This is a genomic window from Petrotoga sp. Shatin.DS.tank11.9.2.9.3, assembly GCF_003665005.1.
Taxonomy (GTDB): Bacteria; Thermotogota; Thermotogae; order Petrotogales; family Petrotogaceae; genus Petrotoga; species Petrotoga mobilis.
On the sequence record NZ_JGVT01000005.1, the window covers coordinates 14,179 to 34,404 of the forward strand.

Sequence of the window (20,226 nt, forward strand, 5' to 3'; positions counted from 1 at the left end):
TACGTTTCCTGCCGTTTCTTCCGTACTTGTTTGTATCTTGTCCATCTGGTCTTTGAGTTCTTCTGAGTTCTTCCTGCTTTCTTGTGATGATCGTGTTAGACTTTCTGATGCGTTTTCTACTTTGTCTGAAGCCTGTCTTATTGATCCCATGGATCTTCTCAGTTCTTTACTCATTTCTGATAGGGCGTTAGCCATCTGACCTATCTCGTCTTTGCTTTTACTTTCAAAGTTTACCGTTAGGTCTCCTTCTTTGAATTGGTTTATCTTGTTTTTGAAGTCTAACAGTGGTTTCGTTATACTCCTTATTAGATAGATAACCATGATTATTGATACTATGAAGGCAACCGCGGTTAAGATGGCTGTCAAGGTTATTGCTTGATTGTTTTCTTCTATGAGTGATGGACCTAGGGTGTCTTGTTGGACCTTTAATTCATTTCTTTGTTCTTCTAACAGGTTTATTATCTCTACCCTTGCTTGTTCCATCTGTTCGATTATGGGTTGTTGGGATTCTATCGCTGTGACTATTTGGTTGAAGGTGCTTTCTAAATTGTTGAGGCTTTCCATTAGCTCAGAAAAAGCATTTTTAAGTTCATCGTTGGTTAATCCAAATTCTACAAAAGCTAAATTGTCTTTAAAGGTTGAGAATATATTTAATACATTGTTTTTATCGCTTGAAGATTTAGAAGAGAAATATTTTTTAACTTCTTCATTGATATTTTGCACTGTTACAACAGGATCTTCTGATAATAGTGAAAAAGCCAAAACACTATATTGTTTAGTTAAAGTATTGAAATCATTTAGTTGTTGAATAAGTAATTCGCTTAGCTTATTGTATTCCGAAAGAAAAGTATTAGCCTGAAAATTTAATTGTACAATTTGATCGAAATTAGATTCATATGTATTTAAAGATTCATTAATATAAACTAAAGAGGTAGATTCTTCGGTGGTGTCAAGCAAATTATTCATATATGATTCTATTTTAGATAAATTTCCTCTAAAGGCGTTTTCAAAATTCTTTTCGTAATTATCTTTATAATCTTTAAAATTCAAAGAAGCTTCAAAAAATGCTGTTTCTACTTCTGTTATATTATTAACTTGGTCTGACAAATTTTTATAAGATTCCAAACCAGCATTTGATTTGGTAAGAGAAGTGGTATTGAAAATTATAGAAAGGCCGAACAATATGAATATGATTATTACTATACTTATTATTCTTTTACCAATGGATCTTGATTTCATAAAAGATCACCTTCCCCTTTTTTATTCAAATGAGTGATTAAAGTAAAGAGACGATCTAAGAGATCGTCTCCAAAGATTTCTATCTTTGTTCGTTCAATTTCTTAAGAAGATCTTCCAGCATTTCTTCAGTAAATTTTCCTCTTCCAAAGTTTATTAGTCCTCTCAGAGGCAGATACTTCATCATCGATAAAACCAACTCCTCGTTTCTGTGTTCATCGACGGGGAAAATTTGTGAAAGCTGATCTTTCATAAGTTCTTTTAAGATCTGCGAACCAATAGGGTCTTCCATTAAATCGCCAATCGTGGAATTTCTGTGAAACTTCTTTCTTATTGTTTTTGTGGAGTGGACTTTTACTTTTTCTTTTAATATTATATCTTTTGACGATTTTCCCACCAATATTTCAAACTCTCCACTTTCTACGTGCCAATCGTTTAACTCTGTGTTGTAATAAGCAAAAGCCCTTTTATCCAACTTAAAATTTACAGTTTTTTCTTCGCCAGGTTCAAGTTGTATTTTTTCGAACCCCTTTAGTTCTTTTTCTGGCCTATTTACTCGGCTTTCTATATCTTTTACATACAATTGAATTATTTCTTTGCCTCTCATATTTCCTGTATTTTTAACTTTCACTTTAACATTCAACGTTTCGTTATCGTTTATTTCCCTTTTGTCTATTGTTAGGTTGGTATATTCAAAATTGGTGTAACTTAAACCGTATCCGAATGGGAACAATGGATCTATTTGTTTTTTGTCATAATATCTGTACCCTACAAATACGCCTTCTCGGTATTCTACCCTATCGTCTTCCCCTGGGAAGTTTAGATACGAAGGATTGTGACTCAGTTTTTTTGGAAATGTTTCCGCCAATTTCCCACAAGGATTAACTTCACCAAAGAGTATATCTGCAACAGCTCCTCCCCATGCTTGGCCTCCTAGGTAACTTTCTAGTAGCCCTTTGACTTTATCAACCCAAGGCATTTCAACTGGGGCACCATTACTTAATACCACCACCGTATTTGGTTGAACCTTAGTGATTTCTTCTATCAACTTGTTATGGCTTTGGGGCATCTGCATATGTTCTCTATCGTACCCTTCTGATTCGTATCTTTCAGGTAAACCTGCGATGATTACAGCGACGTCAGATTCTTTTGCAGATCTTTTAGCCTTTTCTATAAGTTCCTCATCGATTTCATCTGAGTCAAGATGGTATCCTTTTTCGTAAAGAATTTTAGATTTTCCTTGAGTTATTTTTTCTATCTCTTCTAACAGATTATCTATCTTGATAGGGTTTACATGCGAACTTCCACCGCCTTGATACCTGGGTGATGTGGCGAATTCTCCAATTATGGCTATAGTTCCTTCTTTTTTAATTGGAAGTATATCGTCTTCATTTTTCAAAAGTACCATGCTTTCTCTTGCGATCTTTCTCGCTAATTGATGATGAGCTTCTTTGTCGTATGTTGCGTTTTGTTTCCTGTTGTCGATCGCTTTGAAAATAATTTTTAAAAGTCTTTCTACAGTTTCATCCAATACCTTCTCTTCTAATTGACCGTTTTTTACGGCTTGTATGATTTTGTTGTCTCCTATTCCAAAACTTGAAGGCATTTCTAAGTCTAATCCTGCTTTTAACCCGTCTACCCTTTCGTTTACTGCCCCCCAATCGGATACAACGAATCCTTCGAAGTTCCATTCTTTTTTCAGTATATCTGTCAATAAGTATTTGTTTTCAGAAGCATGCGTGCCGTTCACTTTGTTGTAAGAACACATTACTGTCCAGGGTTTACCGTTTTTTACTGCCCCTTCGAAGTTTGCTAAGTAAATCTCTCTTAGGGTTCTTTCATCTATTACTTCGTCTACACTCATTCTTCTGTGCTCTTGATTGTTTGCAGCGTAATGTTTCAAAGAGGTTCCTACTCCATAACTTTGTAGAGCGTTTATATATGCTGTAGCCAGCTCTGCTGATAAGAATGGATCTTCAGAGAAATATTCGAAATTTCTTCCACACAATGGAGACCTTTTAATGTTAATAGCAGGGCCTAGTATAATATCAACTTCTTCAGCTTGACATTCTTCAGCTAAGGCTTTTCCCTCTTCTTCAATTAATTTTCTATCCCAAGAACAGGCTGTTGTAGCGGCTGTTGGGAAACACGTAGCGGGGGCGCTGTTTGCCAACAAGCTTTCTTCAGGATTTGTGATTTCTTTTCTCAAGCCGTGAGGCCCATCACTCATCATAATTGAAGGTATCCCTAACCTTTCAATAGGTTTGGTGTGCCAATTATCTAAGCCTGAACACAAACTTGCCTTTTCTTCAAGTGTCATCTGAGAAATCAACTTTTTTATATCCCTCTCCATATTTTTTCACATCCTTTGGTTTGCTATTAAAAAAGTCTTTTCTTTTAAATGCAAGATTAGAATTCAAAAGAATTATTCTTGATAACCTGTGAATACCATTCACCGCTATCTTTTATGATCCTTTTTTGAGTCTTGTAATCAACGTATACTATTCCAAACCTCTTTGAATAGCCCCATGCCCATTCAAAATTGTCTAATAAGGACCATACGAAGTATCCTTTGAGAGTAACTCCATTTTGAATAGCTCTTAAAGCTTGTTCAAGATGCTCCTTTAAATATTCTATTCTTTTTTCATCGTGTACCTCTTGGTTGACTACTTTATCGTCAAAAGCAGCACCGTTTTCAGTTACATACACTTCTTTTGGATTGTACTCGTCTTGAACCCCTTTTAGTATTTTGTAGAAACCTTCAGGGTAAATCTCCCATCCCATTTCAGTTTTTGAAAGACCTCTTTCAATGGTTTTTCCACCTAGAAATGATTTTGTATCGGTCTTGACAAGATCTCCAGAGTAATAATTGATGCCTACAAAATCGATTTTTTCTTTTATTTCTTCCAAATCATTTTCGTAATTATAAGGTAAAAACTCAGAGGCATGTTCTTTTATCCCCTTTGGATAGTCACCCTTGTATATTGGATTCAAAAACAATGGATAATTTGTCCATTCGTGTGCCAACCGTGCGGCATCTATATCTTCTTGTGAATCCGTAGCAGGATCGTGGGAAGTATTTGATAAAGTTATTCCAATTTTTCCTTCTTTAATATTTTCTTCTCTGAACGCTTTAACCGTTTTTGAATGAGCTCGCAACTGGTTGTGAACAACTGAAAAAGCGGCATAAAGATCTTTCGTTCCAGGTGCATGTTCACCCATAAAATGTCCAACAAAAGCCATTACCCAGGGTTCGTTTAAAGTAATCCAATTTTTTACTCTGTCCCCCAATCTTTGAAACATGTAATCGGCATAATCGGTGTACCAACAAGCAATGTCTCTGTTTGTCCAGCCCCCCAGATCTTGTAAAGCTGCAGGTAAATCCCAATGATACAACGTAACAAAAGGGGTTATATTTGCCTTGAGTAATTCATCAACCAATCTATCGTAAAAATCAACACCTTTTTCGTTGATTTTACCTTTACCGTTTGGAAAAATTCTTGACCAAGATATAGAAAACCTGTACGCTTTTAATCCTAACTCTTTCATCAAAGCAATATCTTCTTTGTACCTGTTATAATGATCGTCTGCAACATCTCCAGTGTCTCCATTATATGTATTTCCAGGTGTATGAGAAAACCTATGCCAAATCGAAGGACCAGCTCCATCTGCTAAAGGAGAACCTTCTATTTGGTAAGATGCAGTAGCTGCTCCCCACATGAAATCCTTTGGAAAAACTTTTTCAGACATATTTTTATTCCTCCTATGTTGTTGTTTTTATTGTCTATACAAACTCAAAAACTTACTTTAGCTCCCCTTCGCACCGCAGCCCACCCATATTTCATTTTAAGTTATTTTAAAACCCATTCTTCAGATAGTTTTGGTACATCCATCATTAATTGTTTTGTATATGGGTGCTCAGGGTGTGTTATTACTTTATCAGCATCTCCCCTTTCTACTATTTTCCCTTCATGCATGATGAAAAGTCTATCACTGACGTAGTAAGCCAAACCAAGGTCGTGAGTTACGAACATGATAGTTGTACCTTCCGTATCCCTTAAACCTAACAATAACTCCAAAATTCCCGATCTTAAGTTTGCATCGATCATAGAAGTTGGTTCGTCAGCTAAGAGTAATTTTGGTTTTATCAAATGAGCCCTTGCTATCATTATCCTTTGCCTTTGACCACCACTTAATTCAAAAGGATATTTATCTGCTACTTCTTCAGGTCTTAGATTAACTGATTCCAAAGCTTCGTAAACCTTTGCCATTTTTTCTTGTTTGGTAAAGCTGTTGTCAAATAACTTGAAAGCATCAATTAAAACTTTTTTTACCGGGGCAAATATATTGAACGAGGCGTAGGGATCTTGAAATATTGCTTGAACTTTTTTCCAGTAAAGCTTTTTTTCTTTCCCTGTTAAACCTGTTATATCCTGACCTTCAAAAATAATTTTGCCTTCTGTTTCTTTTAACAACCTGAGTAATAGTCTAGTTACCGTTGTTTTTCCGCTTCCACTTTGTCCAACAAGAGAGACGATTTCCCCTTTTTTTATAGAAAAAGTAACGTTATCTACGGCTTTAACAGCTTTTTTCCCACTTCCAAATATTTTGGTCAAATTTTCTACTTTTACTATATCTTCATTTGAGAGATTAGACATACGGTGTCACCCTCTTCCCTTGTGTTAAAATATGTTTTATTCTGATGCACCTTACAAATCTTTCTCCTACTTTGGTTAAAGTGACATCTTCTTTCTTACAATCTTCAGTTGCCAAAGGACATCTATCAGCGAACCTACATCCTTGTGGGATTTTTCTTAGGTCAGGTGGTGACCCAGGAAGACTTGGTAGTTTTTTACCTTTTATACCTTTTTCAGGGACTAAAATAGACTGCATTAATGCTTGTGAGTAAGGATGAATAGGATCGAAGATTACATCTTTCATATTTCCTATCTCTACAAATTCTCCAGCGTACATTACAGCGATACGGTCACATATATGTCTTAATATGGGTAATTCGTGAGTTATAAAAATTATACTTTTTACTATTTTTTTGTCAAAAAGATCTTTAATTAATTTTATCACTATTTTTTGTGAGGTTACGTCCAATGCAGAAGTTGGTTCATCTGCTACTACAACTTCTGGGTTCATGATTGTAGAGATTGCGACAACTACCCTTTGTTTCATACCTCCGCTAAGTTCTAAAGGGTAGAGGTTTAAAACTCTTGGGGGCAAAGAAAGAGATTCAAAACGTTCTTTTGCCAAATTTAAAATCTCTTTTTCTGTCATATTAGGATTGTGTTCTTTCAGTAGATCTATAACAAAATTTTTGATTTTTAGTGTTGGATTCAAGGCGTTCATAGCACTTTGAGGGATATACGAATATTTTTTCCCCAGTATATTACTTCTCAACTCATTTTCTTTTTTTTGCATGATATTTTCGTTGTTTAAAAACACTGATCCACTTTCGTATTTCAAAGGGGATAAAAATAAGCCTGACAAACTCATTGCTAAAGTAGATTTACCACAACCTGATTCACCTGCTATTCCCAAGATTTCTCCTTCATATAGGTTAAACGAAACGCTGTTAACTGCCTTTATTTTTTCTCCTAACCTTGTTTGATAGTAGGTTTTAAGATTGTTAACTTCTAAAATAACCTTTTTAGATTCCAATCTCATCAACTCCTAAGTTTGGGATTGAATAATTCATCCATCCCCGAATTCATAAAATATAGCGAAAAAGTGATTAAAGCTATGGTTATAGCTGGAGGTATAAAAGCCCACCAGGCACCTGATCTAACAGACTCAAATAATAGTGCCCATGAAAGCATTGTACCGAGTGAAACTATATTACTTGGACCCAGTCCTAACATACTTATTCCTGCTTCGTTTAAAATACCAGTGGCAACTTGGAGTATAAATGCCATGAATATATAAGATAAGATATAAGGCATTATTTCGCGTATTATAATTTCTACAGTACTGGCACCGTTTAACCTGGCTATATCAACATGTTCCCTATTTCTTAAACTGAGTGATTGCGCCCTGACCGCACGAGCAGTCCATGGCCAAGAGGTTACTCCTAATACTAATCCCATAACAAACAAGGACCTACTTTTTAAACTAACCGTAATCAATATCAGTATTATGAATGGAGGTATAACTAAAAATATATTAGTTATTGAATTTAATATGTTATCAGTGGTTCCTCCTTTGTAGCCAGCAAAAAGGCCTATAGTTATACCTATTGTTGTTGCAATAACACCTGAAATTAATCCTATAATCAACGAGGATTTCATTCCGTGAATAAGCTCTACAAACACATCTCTTCCAAAGTTATCTGTTCCCAACAAGTAAGTTGAGGAAGGGGGCTCGTACATAAATCCAACCATCTCCAATGGATCTTTTGGTGAAACAGCAGGGTATATGAAGGCAGTTAAGAATAAAAACATAAATAGGCCAAATCCTATTAAAAATTTTGGAGATTTCAAAAGTAATTTTATTGTATTCATATTAACCCTCCTCCGTTTGCGCAGCTTTAATTCTAGGATCTATTAGTCCATAGACCATATCCAAAATAAAATTAGCAATTAAAACCATCATCGCTATTATAAGGGTTGAACCTTGGATCATCGGATAATCTAGCTGTCTTATTCCGTTGAATAGCCACGTTCCCACTCCGGGGTATCCAAAGACTATCTCAGTGATCAGAGCTCCCCCTACCATCGTACCTAAACTTATTGCAAGTCCTGTTATTTGAGGAAGAACTGCATTTTTGAAGACATAGCTTTGAATCTTCTTATCTTTGATACCTAACATCTTACTGTAGGTAACATAATCTGTATTTAATTCATATATTGACATCTCTCTCATACCTATGGCTTGTCCCCCTATTGTTACTAAAACAATCGAAATAAAGGGTAAAAAGTAATGGTGTAAGACATCAATTACAAAAGCCCAACTCCAAGAAGGGAGCAAGGTTCTGCTGTAACCACCGCCAATTGGGAACCATCCCAGGTAAACTCCAAAAAAGTATAGTAATATGATTGCCAAAGCATAATAAGGGATAGAATTAACGAATAGTGCCACTGGAAAAATAGTTTTGTCGAAAACTCCTTTTCTGTAAGCAGCAGCGGCTCCCAGTAAGTTTCCTAATATCCACCCTACAATTATTGCCGGAAATTGTAAAGAAATAGTCCATACAATAGCGTTTCCCAAAACTTCATTAACAGAAAGGGGGTACAAACTGAACGACGTTCCTAAATCACCTCTAAAAACATTTCCTATATAGTTGAAAAACTGGATAGGTAAAGGTTTGTCCAATCCAAACTCTTCGACAAAAGATTGATAAACCCTTTCCTGCGTCTCACTTGCTACGGTTCCAGACATCATTTTACTTACTATAACTGAAATAGGATCTCCTGGAATGAGTCTTGGTAAGAAAAAATTCAAAAATAAAGCCAAGAAAAAAGCTATTAGATACCAAAAAAGCTTTTGAAAAAAATACCTCGTAAATCCTTTCACGTATTTCACCTCTCGAAGGTATATTTAAAAGAGTTCATGGAGGCTGAAACTTCCTCCACGAACTCTTGGCTTAATCGATGGATAATAAATTACTTTATTTAGCAGGTTCTAAATGCCACAACATTTCCATCCCTGCACCTACCAAAGGCATCGGTGGTGCATAAGGATTTTTTGCGTTTGCCCAACCTGTCCAGTAAGTTTCATTGTATTCGTAAAATGTTTGAGGTCTATACATTAATGGGAACATCGGTATATCTTCTCTGTATAGTTGATCTAACTCTGTATAGAGATTCTTTAATTCTTTTTCGTCGGTAACTTTTGGAATCATATCGATGAGTTGGTCAGCCCATTCATTTTTATATCTTCCAAAGTTACTGTATGCGATTTGTCCAACTGGGGGAACACCTTTTGAATAAAGAGCTATTTGGAATCTCAACCAGGGTTGAGCAGGTCCAGGTTGTGAAGGTGCCCACATCGTCATATCGAAGTTACCTGTTTGTCTGTTATCATAGGCTATAGGTGCATCAGGGAAAGATGTTTGGATGTCTATACCTACTGCTCTTGCTCCTTGTGCCACGATTTGTAAAGAAGCATTCCAGTCTGTCCAACCGTATGGGCATTCTACGGTAAAGGGGCCTAACCTTGTTCCATCGGGAAGAACGTATATTCCATCTTTACCTTTTGTTGCTCCCAAATCTTCTTCTAATATCCTTATAGCTTCTTTCGGATTGTATTCCCAACCGTATTGTTTTACCAAGTTTTCATCGAAGTATTTTGCTTCACCACCGTAGGGCATTATAAGACTGGCTTGAACCTTAGGAGAATAATTAGACATGGCAAGTTCGGAAATTCTTGCGTAATTTACCGAATATGCAATAGCTTTTCTAACTTCAGGCAAACTGAGAGGGTATTTGTTCACGTTAAACCACAACGAAGGCATTGTTGCAGGCATATGATAAGGGATCTCGTCGTACCATGTACCAACAGGAAGCCCTTTCTTTTCCCACATTTCCCATATTCTTGGAGTGAACTGCTGAGAAACGTCTACTTCACCGTTTTCAAAGGCCAAACTACCTTCGTCATTACTTTTGAAAATAGGATGCACTATGTATTTGGCGGCTGGTTTTTTCCCACCGTGTAAAGCTTCGTTTCCCCAATAATTATCTACTCTTACTAAAATAATAGTTTCTGGACTTTCATAAAAAACTTTGTATGGACCAGAGCCTACGGGATTTTCATTTCTAAACTGTCTGATTTTGGTCAAATCATAATTATTTTCTGCTTCAACCTTAGACCAAATATGTTCTGGAAGAATGAAGGTAGCTCCAAGTGCGTCTTCTACCATCAATCTGTTTGGATTATCTGGTTTCATCTCGAAGATTACAGTGTGGCTATCTACCTTGTAAACATCTTTCAACCATTCCCAAATCTGTAGACCTAGTGGATATTTTTGCCCTAATTTGTAGGAATATACAACATCATCTGCAGTAACGGGTTCTCCATCGTGGAAATATGCTTTTGGATTTACTTTTACCTCTAATCTTAGTTCATCAAGCCACTTATAGGATTCTCCCAAAATAGGAACATACTTTCCATTGAGGGGATCCCATGTGAATAATGTTTCATATATCCAAATATGTTGTCTAGGATCAGAAACGAACGTCATTGGCCCACCTGCAAGCGGATTATCCGTTGTTGGTGGTCCCCACTGAAAACCTGCGACATAAACTGCTTCTTCTCTGGGGATTTGGGTTACTTGAGCGAATAACGCGCTTCCCATAACCAAACTTGCCAATAAAAGAAACACAACAAACGCTTTTTTCATACTCTTTTCACCTCCAATATTTTTGTTACATTATCAAGGAAAGGCCTTTCCATGAAAAAATTATATTAAATTCCCCTATCTCCCTTTAACATCCCAGCTTAATTTCAAAAAGGTGGAAGGTGCTCGTAGTATCTAAAATACAAGTTTCATTGAGACTCAACACAATACTACCCTGAAACATGTTACATCGCAAATCTGATTATGGGTGATGAGAAGCAATTAGGGGTAATTATTTTAATTTATTTAATAAAAACTCTGTTTTTTGTAGTTTTTCTTAATTTTTCAAAATCCCTTTATAGAATCCTGGTTCAGAATTTTCTATCAATGTAGCGTTTGCCACTTTTTCGTAAAATTTAGCAGGACCAACTCCTCCGATTATGGCATATGCATAACCACTTTCTTCCATGCTCTTTAGCGCTATTAAAAGTAACGCTTTACCAATATCTTTTCCTCGGTAATTTTTGTCTACACCCATTGGACCAAAGAAATTTTTGCTTGTAGCATCAAAACAAGAAAAACCAATAATTTTGTTCTTATCTTCGTCTACAGCTATGAAACAACTGATAGGTTTGTTAGAAAAAGATACATCACATTCACTTGCCCAGTGATCACCAAATTCTTTTTTGATCCAATTCAAAACGATAAATTTTTCAGGTGCCTTTGCCCTCCGTACTGTTATTTTTGAATCTTTTAATTCAGTAAATACCTTCTCATCATAATTCAAATCGTAAAGTTTCACAAGCATATCTGCCATTTTTTCACTCCTCTTAATTTATTTGAGTTACTAAAGTTTAAACGATTATACCATCAGATTAATCGTTTTAAAATGGACGTTAAGAATGATATAATATCAACCGAGGTCAACTGCTTTTCCAGCCCTACCCAATCCTATCTGGGAGAGTTGCTGAACGAAGGAGAGCTGAAGTAAAATGGATAAAAAAACTGTTATAGATATTCTCGACGAGATAGGTCTTTTACTGGAATTAAAAGGAGAAAACCCTTTTAAAATCAGGGCGTATTATAATGCTGCACGTGCTCTAGAAACTCTTGATGAAGATATAGAAGTATTAGTGAAGGATAACAAACTAAAAGAGGTCAAAGGGATAGGCGAAGCCATCAATAAAAAGATTACCGAACTTATCACCACAGGAAGACTCGAATACTACGAAAATTTAAAGGCATCGATTCCCGGAGGTCTGGTTGAGATGTTAAAAATACCAGGTCTGGGACCTAAGAAGATAAAAACTTTGTACGATAAATTGGATATAAAAACCGTTGGAGAACTGGAGTATGCTTGCCTTGAAAATAGGCTGGTTGAGCTCCCAGGATTTGGAGAAAAGACTCAAAAGAAAATCTTAGAAGGTATTAAATTTGTAAAAAGGTTTAGCAACCAGCATCTATTTTCAGAAGCATATTCCGAAGCTGATTCACTCAAACAATATTTACTTAAAACAGGGCTCGTTATAAGGTGTGAGATAGCTGGAAGTATCAGAAGAAAAAAGGAAATAGTAAAAGATATAGATATATTGGCAACTACTAATGATCCACAAAAATTAATGGAAAGATTTGTAGAATATGGCAAAACAAGAGATGTGATTGCTAAGGGGAATACGAAGACAAGTATAACTTTAGAATCTGGTATTAATGTTGATTTAAGGGTAGTAAAGGATGAAGAGTACCCGTACGCTTTGCACCATTTCACCGGTAGTAAAGAGCACAACACCGCCATGAGAAATAGGGCAAAACGAATGGGTATAAAGATGAACGAATATGGGTTATTTAAAGGGGATACCCTCATCGAATGCCACGATGAAGAAGAAATATTCAGAAAATTAAATTTGTCTTATATCCCACCTGAAATTCGTGAAAATATGGGTGAAATTGAAGCGGCTGAGAAACGTGAAATACCAGTATTGATTGAAGAAAAAGATATCAAAGGTATTTTTCACGTACATACTAATTACAGCGATGGGGCGAATACTCTTACCGAGATGGTAAATGGTGCAAGAGAACTAGGTTACAAGTATATCGGTATTACAGATCACAGTAAATCTGCCCGATATGCAAATGGTTTAAAAGAGGAAGATATATTAAGACAGTTCGATGAAATTGATAGATTGAATGAAAAATATACGGATATAAAGATACTAAAAGGCATAGAATCAGATATCTTGAAAGATGGTTCACTGGACTATGAAGAAGATTTATTAAAACAGTTTGATTTTGTAATTGCTTTGGTACATTCTAATTTTAAGATGAGCAAAGAAGAGATGACTGAAAGGATTATAAAAGCTGTAAAAAATAAATACACAACGATTTTAGGACACTTAACGGGTAGACTATTACTTTCAAGAGATGGATATGATCTTGACGTTTATAAAGTTATCGATGCTTGTGCTGAATACGATAAAATAATTGAAATAAACTCAAACCCTCATAGGTTAGATATAGATTGGCGTTACATTAAATATGCAAAAGAAAAAGGAGTTGAACTTGCCATCTGTCCAGACGCTCATAGAGTTGAAGGACTACAAGACGTAAAATATGGAGTGGGTATCGCACGTAAAGGTTGGCTTGAAGCAAAAGACGTGATAAATACCTATAATATCGATCAAATGTATGAAATTTTCAAACGAAAATGAAATATAATTTGATAAAAAATCCCCAAATATGGGGATTTTCCTATGAGTTTAATTCTTTAATGTTTTCAATGCTTCATTCAATACTTCGTTTTTCTTTAGAGCTTCGATACAAAATTCTTTGTCTTTTCCAGATAAAATCATCAATATTGCCAATTTGGGTTTCATATCAGCCTTGATTAAGTACTCTTTGCAGGTTTTTTTATCCAATCCAGTTACCTCAGAAATTATTCTTTCTGCTCTTTCTTCTAATTTTTGATTCATGATTTTAACGTCCACCATATAGTTTTTAAAAGTCTTTCCAAGTTTTATCATAGTAACGGTGCTTATCATATTTAAAACCATTTTTTGGGCTGTGCCAGCTTTCATTCTTGTGCTTCCTGCAATGACTTCAGGGCCCGTTCTTAAAGAAACTACAATATCTGAGATTTTCATCAATTCGGGGTTTTTTACGTTGCAAATCAAAGCTGTTTTACATCCTATTTCTTTTGCCTTGGATAATGCACCTTTTACATAAGGGGTTCGCCCGCTAGCAGTTATACCTATTACATAATCTTCAGAACGGACATTATTTTTTTCTAAGTCTATTTTCCCACCTTCTTCGTAATCTTCAACATGTTCTGTAGCTTGAAAGAAGGCTTTTTCTCCTCCCGCGATTAAGGGGAGAAAGATTCCTGAATCTATACCAAAAGTTGGAACTGTTTCTACCGCATCTACAACGGCTACTCTACCACTCGTCCCTGCCCCAACATATATGATTCTTCCGTGATTCTTAATGGCTGAAATACAGTTGGCAACCACATTTTCTATATTCTCTAAATTTTCGGCGATGGATAACGCTATTGTTGCATCCTCTTGATTAATTATTCTTAGTATTTCATGTATGTCCATCTCGTCCAAATTCTGAGTCTTAGGGTTACTTTTTTCGGTTTCCAGATTCTCTAGCATTTTCTAGCCTCCGTTTAATTGGTAAATTCCCAGTTGGTTTTATTTCTCCTTTGAGCATTTTAAGCAAAGAAGTTTGAATATTTTCATTAAAACCGTATGTGCAAATTCCGTACTTTTATAGCTTATATGCTCTCCCATTTTTTTGATTATATATATTGTATCTTAAGTTATAACAATATGTCAATACTATTTTTTTTAGTTAAGGGTGATTATTAGAGATTACAGGCAATTATTTTGGATTAGAAGACTATAGCTCATTATTTCTAATTTGCAAAAGAAAAAATATAATAGTATAATTAGAAAATAAAAGCATTTCAAATAAAAGTTATTACTTAAATACAAATTTAATTTCTTTTTTTTACAGTTTGATACTTTCTCAATCTTAACAAAATTTTGGTATTATACTAACTATACGAAGAGGGCAAAAGTATAAAATCTGTTTATACGGTTAACCATAGCACCATATCTATACAATAAAGTTAAGATGAAAGAGAAAGAGTTTGAAATTTGAAACCAAATTTACTTTGATTATTTTTGAATAAATTAGGGAGTATAGGAGAGAAGGAGTATAAAATAGGTTTTAGTTTTTCTGAATATAGTATTTTCAAAAAATTTTAAGGAGGGAACAAAGATGAAAAAGTTTTTTTTGGTATTGAGTGTTCTTACTTTGGTTATATTCGGCTTTTCGCAACAAAGTGGAGGTGTACTTCAAATTGGAATTGAAACAGAACCTGTAGGATTTGATCCAAATTTAGTTACGGCATTTGCATCCTTTAGAATATTAGAAAACGTCTATGATGGGTTGTTAAAATATGATGAAAATATGAATTTAGTTCCAAATATTGCAGAAAAATATGAAATACCAGATCCTAATACGATAATCTTCACGGTAAGAGATGATGTCTACTTTCACAATGGTGAAAGATTAACGGTAGAAGACGTACTTTATACATTTGAGAGGATTATGGATAAAGAGGTTGGGTCTCCTGCTGCTGCATATTATTCAGAAGTAGAAAGCATTGAGGTTTTAGATTCAAAAAGAATTCAATTTAAATTAAAAGTTCCTATGGCTAATACTTTGCTTATTAATTTTGCAAGTACCAATAGTGCAATAGTTTCAAAAGAATTCGTTGAAGCTGGTAATAATTTGCAATTAAAAACTAATGGAACAGGACCATTTTTTATTTCAGAATATGTTCCAGGGGATCATATCACCTTGGAAAAAAATTCTAACTATTTTGTTCCTGAACAACCTTATTTAGATAAGATAGTTTTTAGAATTATTCCAGAAGAAATATCGAGAACAACTGCTTTAAGAAATGGAGACGTTGATTTAATAGAAATTAAAGAGCCTCTTACCTTAAGATCACTTCAAAGTAATAGTTTTAAAATATATCGACAGCCGGTATTGAGTTATTATCTACTAGGTTTCAACACAACAAGAGAACCTCTAAATAATCCTCGTGTTCGTTCTGCTTTAAGTTTAGCAATTGATAGAGAAGAAATTATTAATATGGTCGCTTTTGGAGAAGGTACTGTTGTAGGACCTATGAATCCAACTGTCAAACCATGGGCTATATCTCCAGAAAACTTTGAAGAATATGAATACAATCCTGAAAAAGCAAAAAGTATATTAGCAGAAGTAGGATATCCAAATGGTTTTGAATTTAATATAGTTGTCGCCAGTAGATATAGTTTTGATAAAATCGCTCAGGTTATACAATCTCAGTTATCAAAAATAGGTGTTAAAGTTAATATTGAATTAGTAGAATGGGGGATTTTTATCAGCAAATGGAGAGAAAGCGATTTTGACAGCTTTGTTTCTTTAAATTCTGGATCTATAGACCCAGATGTGCAATTTTTTAGGACTTTTCATTCTAATGGTTCTACAAACGTGTTTTTGTACAATAATAGTATAGTTGACAAATTGTTAGAAGAAGGTAGAAAAGAGCCTAATGTGGTAGAAAGGATAAAAATATACAATCAACTACAAAACATTTTAGTAAAAGAATCACCTATTTTATTTTTGTATTCACCTAATGTTTTGTATGCAAGTCAGAATTATGTAGAAGGGTTCAAGCCACTTGCAAATGAAAGTCTTATTTTCCTGAGGGAAACGTGGATTGAAGAATAACATTTGGAGGAGTATGTTTAATGAGTTTTAGCTATTTTATTCGAAGAATATTGCTTGCTATACCGACTGTTCTTTTAGTAACTCTTATAGTTTTTGTTTTAGTTCGACTCGTGCCTGGCGATGTAGTTGATCTGATCATAGGTACCCAAAATTTTTTATCCGAAGAACAAATATATCAAATGTATGAAGATTTTGGGCTTGATAAAACCTTAATAAGTCAGTATTTTATCTGGTTAAAAAGTTTGTTTACAGGGAATCTAGGTGTTTCTCTAAGAACGGGGGAAGAGGTTGCAGATTTGTTGGTGCAACGTCTTCCTGTTACCTTAGAATTGGCTTTATTATCGATTTTATTTAGCATTATTATTGGAATTCCATTGGGAATGATTTCTGCTCTAAAAAAGAATACCTACGTGGATAATTCAATTAAAGTTGTTGGTCTGGTTGGATTGTCTTCTCCGGCATTCTGGATTGGAACCATTTTTATTGTTTTATTTTCGTTCTATTTTGATAATTTTAGTATATTTGGATATGTTGCTTTCATTGAAAATCCATTAAAAAACCTTCAAATTTTTTTGTTACCCTCATTCACCCTTGGCTTAATGATAGCAGCTCAGATTTTAAGAATCACGCGAACTAGTATGATCGACGTGCTTTCGATGGATTATGTGAAAGTCGCATATTCCAAAGGGCTTAGCAAGAATAAAGTCATATATAAACATGCTTTTAGAAATGCATTAACACCAATAATAACTATTACAGGAATTCAATTAGGATATTTATTTGGTGGATCTATAGTTATTGAGAACATGTTCGCGCTTCCTGGATTAGGAAGACTTCTTTTACAATCGGTAAATCAACGTGATTATCCTGTCATTCAGGCAATTATTCTTTTTATCGTTATTGTTATAGTAATTTTGAATCTGTTAATAGATTTCATTTATACCATTATAGATCCACGTGTAAATTTAGAGTAAGAGGTATGTATATATGAAAAGATTTTTAAAAAATTTTATTAAAAACCCTTTAAACGTAATAAGTATTATCATTCTGGGAATCGTGATATTTATATCTTTTTTTCCGGGAATAATTGCTCCTTATGACCCACTTAAAATGGATTCTCAAAGTATTTTATTATCACCAAATTTTACTCATATTTTTGGGACGGATCAGTTTGGTAGGGATATATTTTCCAGGAGCATATACGGAATACAAAATAGTATGGAAATAGCTTTAAGTGCAATGATAATTTCTTCGGTTTTAGGAACTCTTTTAGGCCTTCTATCTGGTTATTATGGAGGGTTAGTAGATCAAATCATTTCCAGAGTAATTGATGCTTTTTTTGCCTTTCCTTCTTTAGTACTTGCTTTATTTATAGTAGCTTTGTTTGGAGCGACAACATTTAATTTAATAGTGGCTATAGGAATTGTTTATGTACCAATCTTTGCTAGAACTATAAGAGGATCAGTCATTTCAATCAGAGAGCTAACATTTGTAAAGGCAGCAAAAATAGTAGGGAAAAGTGATTTTAAGATTATGCTAACAGTGATCCTTCCTAATATTTTTTCCATTTTTATTGTTACCTTTACAACGAATTTTTCAACAGCCATCTTAACAGAAGCCTCACTGGGTTTTTTAGGTTTAGGAGTTCCACCTCCAGAACCTACATTAGGGGGATTGGTAGGTCAAGGAACGAATTTTATTTTAACAGCACCGTGGCTGACTTTACTTCCAGGTGCCATTATAGCAATTATAGTTTTGAGTATAAATATCTTAGGAGATGGCTTAAGAGATGTTCTGGATCCCAAATTTTTTAGATAAATGTGGGGTAAGAATCCAATTATTTTTGAACCTCGTTGTCCTTTGCTATGGAAAAATGCAAGAATTATCTACCTCCATACTTTCAGGTAGATAACAGAAAAGTGAGATGTTTTTTGTACGAAAAACCCCCTACTAACACTGAATTTTAATATTAATTAGGAATTAGCGTTAAGTTTGTTGTATAATATAAACATATGTGTGTACTAGTTAATCTATTTAACTTTTTATTAACAAAAAGGGGGGTATTAGTATGAAAAGATTGTTTGTACTTTTGGTAGCTGTGTTAGTTGTTGTCTCTGGTTGGTCTCAGGTGAAAAACCCCGATATCATCTTCGATGCCACTATCGGAGAAGCGGATACTCTAGATCCTCACCATGCTTACGACGCTGCAAGTGGTGAAGTTATTTTCAATGTTTACGATAACTTGGTAGCATACGATGGAGAAAGTCTGAGTAAGTTTGTTCCTATGCTCTCAACGGTTGTCCCTTCAGTTGAAAATGGTTATTTGAGAGATGGTGGAACAACATATGTCTTCCCAATAAGAGAAGGTGTGAAATTCCACAACGGTAACGATTTAACCCCTGAAGATGTCGAATATACCTTCGAAAGAGGCATCTTGTATGCTCCTGCCGGAGGTCCAATGTGGATGTTTTTAGATCCTATGTTTGGGGTTTCGGATATTAAAATTTTGGTAGAAGATTATGTAGGTGCTTCATGGGATACCATATTTGATGATGATATGAATCCAGCAACTCCAGAATACGAAGATGCTCTAGTTAATTTCTATTATGATGTAATAGATCCTGCAGTAGAAGTTCAAGGTAACGAAGTTCATGTTCATTTGGCAAGACCTTTTGCCCCATTTTTGAATGTAATTGCTGCTGGAAGTGGTTGGGGTGCAATATTAGATGAAGAATACTCTATAGAATTAGGCATATGGGATGGAAATGCCGAAGGTTGGTGGAAGTATCACGGATGGACAAAAGAACAATCCCCATACGCAGACCATGCGATGGGAACTGGTCCGTATAAATTAGTAGAATGGGATCACGCTCAACAAAGGGTAACACTTGAAAGGAACGACGATTACTGGAGAGGTCCCGCACCAATAAGAAGAATAATCATTCAAGCCATAGAGGAATGGTCAACAAGAAGAGCTATGCTTGAAACAGGAGATGCAGATATTATAGATACTCCGGTTGAATATTTAGATATTGTAAAATCGATGAAAGATGTAACAGTTTTTGAAGGTACACCGGAAGTTCAAACTCAGACTTTACAATTCAATTGGACAATTAATCCAGAATCGCCTTACATAGGATCGGGTCAGTTAGATGGAGAAGGAATACCAACTGATTTTTTTAGAGACGAAAACGTAAGATTAGGTTTTGCTTATTCTTTTGATTATGAAGGTATGATAGAAGGAGTTTTAAATGGTTTGGGAGCGCGTATACCAACAGCTTTACCAAGTGGATTTTTAGGTTTTGATGAAACTCTTCCCTTATATGAATTTGACCTTCAAAAAGCAGAAGAATATTTTAAACTGGCTTACAATGGAAGATTATGGCAAACTGGTTTTAAAATGTCAATATTATACAATACAGGGAATGATACAAGGAGAATAGCTGCAGAAAATATAAGAGATAATTTGGAAAAAATCAATCCAAGGTTTCAAGTTGAGGTTAGAGGAGTACCATGGGCAACTTATCTTGATCAAAGAGAAAACTTGATGATGCCCGCTTTTGTTATAGCATGGATAGCAGATTATCCTGATCCTCACAATTTCATTTTTACATATTATCACAGTGAAGGACGTTATGGATTGTATTATGGAGAAAATTATGTCTCTTTTGCAACCTTGCCTAGGTCAGAATTTGTTGGTCAATCACTTAACGACATGATAGAAAAAGCGGCAATTGAAACAGATCCTCAAAAAAGAGAGGAAATCTATATAGAAGTTCAAAAATTCGTATCAAAATATGCGGTTTGTGTTCCACTTTATCAACCAGAAGGGATAAGGGTTCAGCGATCTTGGTTAAAAGGGTGGATAGATAATCCCATCTGGCCTGGAGATTATTATTACCTTTATACTAAAGAAGATTAAG

General features: G+C 34.9%; 15 protein-coding genes. 5 read left to right on the plus strand and 10 right to left on the minus strand.

Annotation, left to right across the window (positions count from 1 at the left end; translation table 11 throughout):
* The 9 genes from BZ25_RS05065 to BZ25_RS05105 all read right to left on the minus strand — a co-directional run.
* On the minus strand, positions 1–1,239 hold a 1,239-nt coding region (locus tag BZ25_RS05065; RefSeq protein ID WP_121567449.1), incomplete at its 3' end, for a methyl-accepting chemotaxis protein.
* Positions 1,240–1,318: 79 nt separating this feature from the next.
* Positions 1,319–3,589 (minus strand): glycoside hydrolase family 3 C-terminal domain-containing protein, encoded by a 2,271-nt coding sequence (locus BZ25_RS05070; RefSeq protein WP_121567450.1) that lies wholly within the window; start codon positions 3,587–3,589, stop codon positions 1,319–1,321.
* 56 nt (positions 3,590–3,645) lie between these two features.
* Positions 3,646–4,986 (minus strand): GH1 family beta-glucosidase, encoded by a 1,341-nt coding sequence (locus BZ25_RS05075; RefSeq protein ID WP_121567451.1) that lies wholly within the window; start codon positions 4,984–4,986, stop codon positions 3,646–3,648.
* Between the two features lie 101 nt (positions 4,987–5,087).
* Positions 5,088–5,894, minus strand: a complete 807-nt coding sequence (locus BZ25_RS05080) for an ABC transporter ATP-binding protein (protein WP_121514621.1) — start codon at positions 5,892–5,894, stop codon at positions 5,088–5,090.
* Positions 5,887–6,906, minus strand: coding sequence for an ABC transporter ATP-binding protein (locus BZ25_RS05085; RefSeq protein WP_199676855.1), 1,020 nt, complete (start codon positions 6,904–6,906; stop codon positions 5,887–5,889). The genes BZ25_RS05080 and BZ25_RS05085 overlap by 8 nt, the downstream gene beginning before the upstream one ends.
* Positions 6,907–6,911: 5 nt before the next feature.
* The gene (locus BZ25_RS05090) at positions 6,912–7,745 is read right to left on the minus strand and encodes an ABC transporter permease (RefSeq protein ID WP_012208330.1); all 834 of its coding nucleotides are present in this window, start codon (positions 7,743–7,745) and stop codon (positions 6,912–6,914) included.
* Position 7,746: 1 nt separating this feature from the next.
* Positions 7,747–8,757 (minus strand): ABC transporter permease, encoded by a 1,011-nt coding sequence (locus tag BZ25_RS05095; protein ID WP_012208329.1) that lies wholly within the window; start codon positions 8,755–8,757, stop codon positions 7,747–7,749.
* A 94-nt stretch (positions 8,758–8,851) separates the two neighbouring features.
* The gene (locus tag BZ25_RS05100) at positions 8,852–10,582 is read right to left on the minus strand and encodes an ABC transporter substrate-binding protein (protein ID WP_121567453.1); all 1,731 of its coding nucleotides are present in this window, start codon (positions 10,580–10,582) and stop codon (positions 8,852–8,854) included.
* Between the two features lie 274 nt (positions 10,583–10,856).
* A complete protein-coding gene (locus BZ25_RS05105; RefSeq protein ID WP_012208327.1) occupies positions 10,857–11,336 on the minus strand; it encodes a GNAT family N-acetyltransferase in 480 nt (159 codons plus the stop codon).
* Between the two features lie 175 nt (positions 11,337–11,511).
* On the opposite strand from BZ25_RS05105, the gene polX reads away from it, so the two are divergent.
* Positions 11,512–13,224, plus strand: coding sequence for a DNA polymerase/3'-5' exonuclease PolX (gene polX, locus BZ25_RS05110; protein WP_121567454.1), 1,713 nt, complete (start codon positions 11,512–11,514; stop codon positions 13,222–13,224).
* A gap of 48 nt (positions 13,225–13,272) precedes the next feature.
* Here polX and murQ read toward each other — a convergent pair whose 3' ends face one another.
* Positions 13,273–14,169, minus strand: coding sequence for an N-acetylmuramic acid 6-phosphate etherase (gene murQ / locus BZ25_RS05115; RefSeq protein ID WP_121567455.1), 897 nt, complete (start codon positions 14,167–14,169; stop codon positions 13,273–13,275).
* 631 nt (positions 14,170–14,800) lie between these two features.
* Here murQ and BZ25_RS05120 point away from each other — a divergent pair.
* The 4 genes from BZ25_RS05120 to BZ25_RS05140 all read left to right on the plus strand — a co-directional run bounded on the left by BZ25_RS05120 (position 14,801) and on the right by BZ25_RS05140 (position 20,225).
* Positions 14,801–16,303, plus strand: a complete 1,503-nt coding sequence (locus BZ25_RS05120) for an ABC transporter substrate-binding protein (RefSeq protein ID WP_121514616.1) — start codon at positions 14,801–14,803, stop codon at positions 16,301–16,303.
* Between the two features lie 20 nt (positions 16,304–16,323).
* The gene (locus BZ25_RS05125) at positions 16,324–17,277 is read left to right on the plus strand and encodes an ABC transporter permease (RefSeq protein ID WP_121514615.1); all 954 of its coding nucleotides are present in this window, start codon (positions 16,324–16,326) and stop codon (positions 17,275–17,277) included.
* A gap of 13 nt (positions 17,278–17,290) precedes the next feature.
* Positions 17,291–18,121 carry an ABC transporter permease gene (locus BZ25_RS05130; protein WP_121514614.1) on the plus strand — a complete coding sequence of 277 codons (831 nt, stop codon included), beginning with the start codon at positions 17,291–17,293 and terminating at the stop codon, positions 18,119–18,121.
* Positions 18,122–18,371: 250 nt separating this feature from the next.
* Positions 18,372–20,225, plus strand: coding sequence for an ABC transporter substrate-binding protein (locus BZ25_RS05140; RefSeq protein ID WP_121567456.1), 1,854 nt, complete (start codon positions 18,372–18,374; stop codon positions 20,223–20,225).
* Position 20,226 lies beyond the last annotated feature (1 nt).

Coding starts and splice junctions, on each gene's coding strand:
- BZ25_RS05140 (WP_121567456.1), top strand. CDS start 18,372: ATGAAAAGATTGTTTGTACTTTTGGTAGCTGTGTTAGTTGTTGTCTCT.
- BZ25_RS05090 (WP_012208330.1), bottom strand. CDS start 7,745: ATGAATACAATAAAATTACTTTTGAAATCTCCAAAATTTTTAATAGGA.
- BZ25_RS05105 (WP_012208327.1), bottom strand. CDS start 11,336: ATGGCAGATATGCTTGTGAAACTTTACGATTTGAATTATGATGAGAAG.
- BZ25_RS05130 (WP_121514614.1), top strand. CDS start 17,291: ATGAAAAGATTTTTAAAAAATTTTATTAAAAACCCTTTAAACGTAATA.
- BZ25_RS05070 (WP_121567450.1), bottom strand. CDS start 3,589: ATGGAGAGGGATATAAAAAAGTTGATTTCTCAGATGACACTTGAAGAA.
- BZ25_RS05075 (WP_121567451.1), bottom strand. CDS start 4,986: ATGTCTGAAAAAGTTTTTCCAAAGGATTTCATGTGGGGAGCAGCTACT.
- murQ (WP_121567455.1), bottom strand. CDS start 14,169: ATGCTAGAGAATCTGGAAACCGAAAAAAGTAACCCTAAGACTCAGAAT.
- BZ25_RS05100 (WP_121567453.1), bottom strand. CDS start 10,582: ATGAAAAAAGCGTTTGTTGTGTTTCTTTTATTGGCAAGTTTGGTTATG.
- polX (WP_121567454.1), top strand. CDS start 11,512: ATGGATAAAAAAACTGTTATAGATATTCTCGACGAGATAGGTCTTTTA.
- BZ25_RS05080 (WP_121514621.1), bottom strand. CDS start 5,894: ATGTCTAATCTCTCAAATGAAGATATAGTAAAAGTAGAAAATTTGACC.
- BZ25_RS05125 (WP_121514615.1), top strand. CDS start 16,324: ATGAGTTTTAGCTATTTTATTCGAAGAATATTGCTTGCTATACCGACT.
- BZ25_RS05120 (WP_121514616.1), top strand. CDS start 14,801: ATGAAAAAGTTTTTTTTGGTATTGAGTGTTCTTACTTTGGTTATATTC.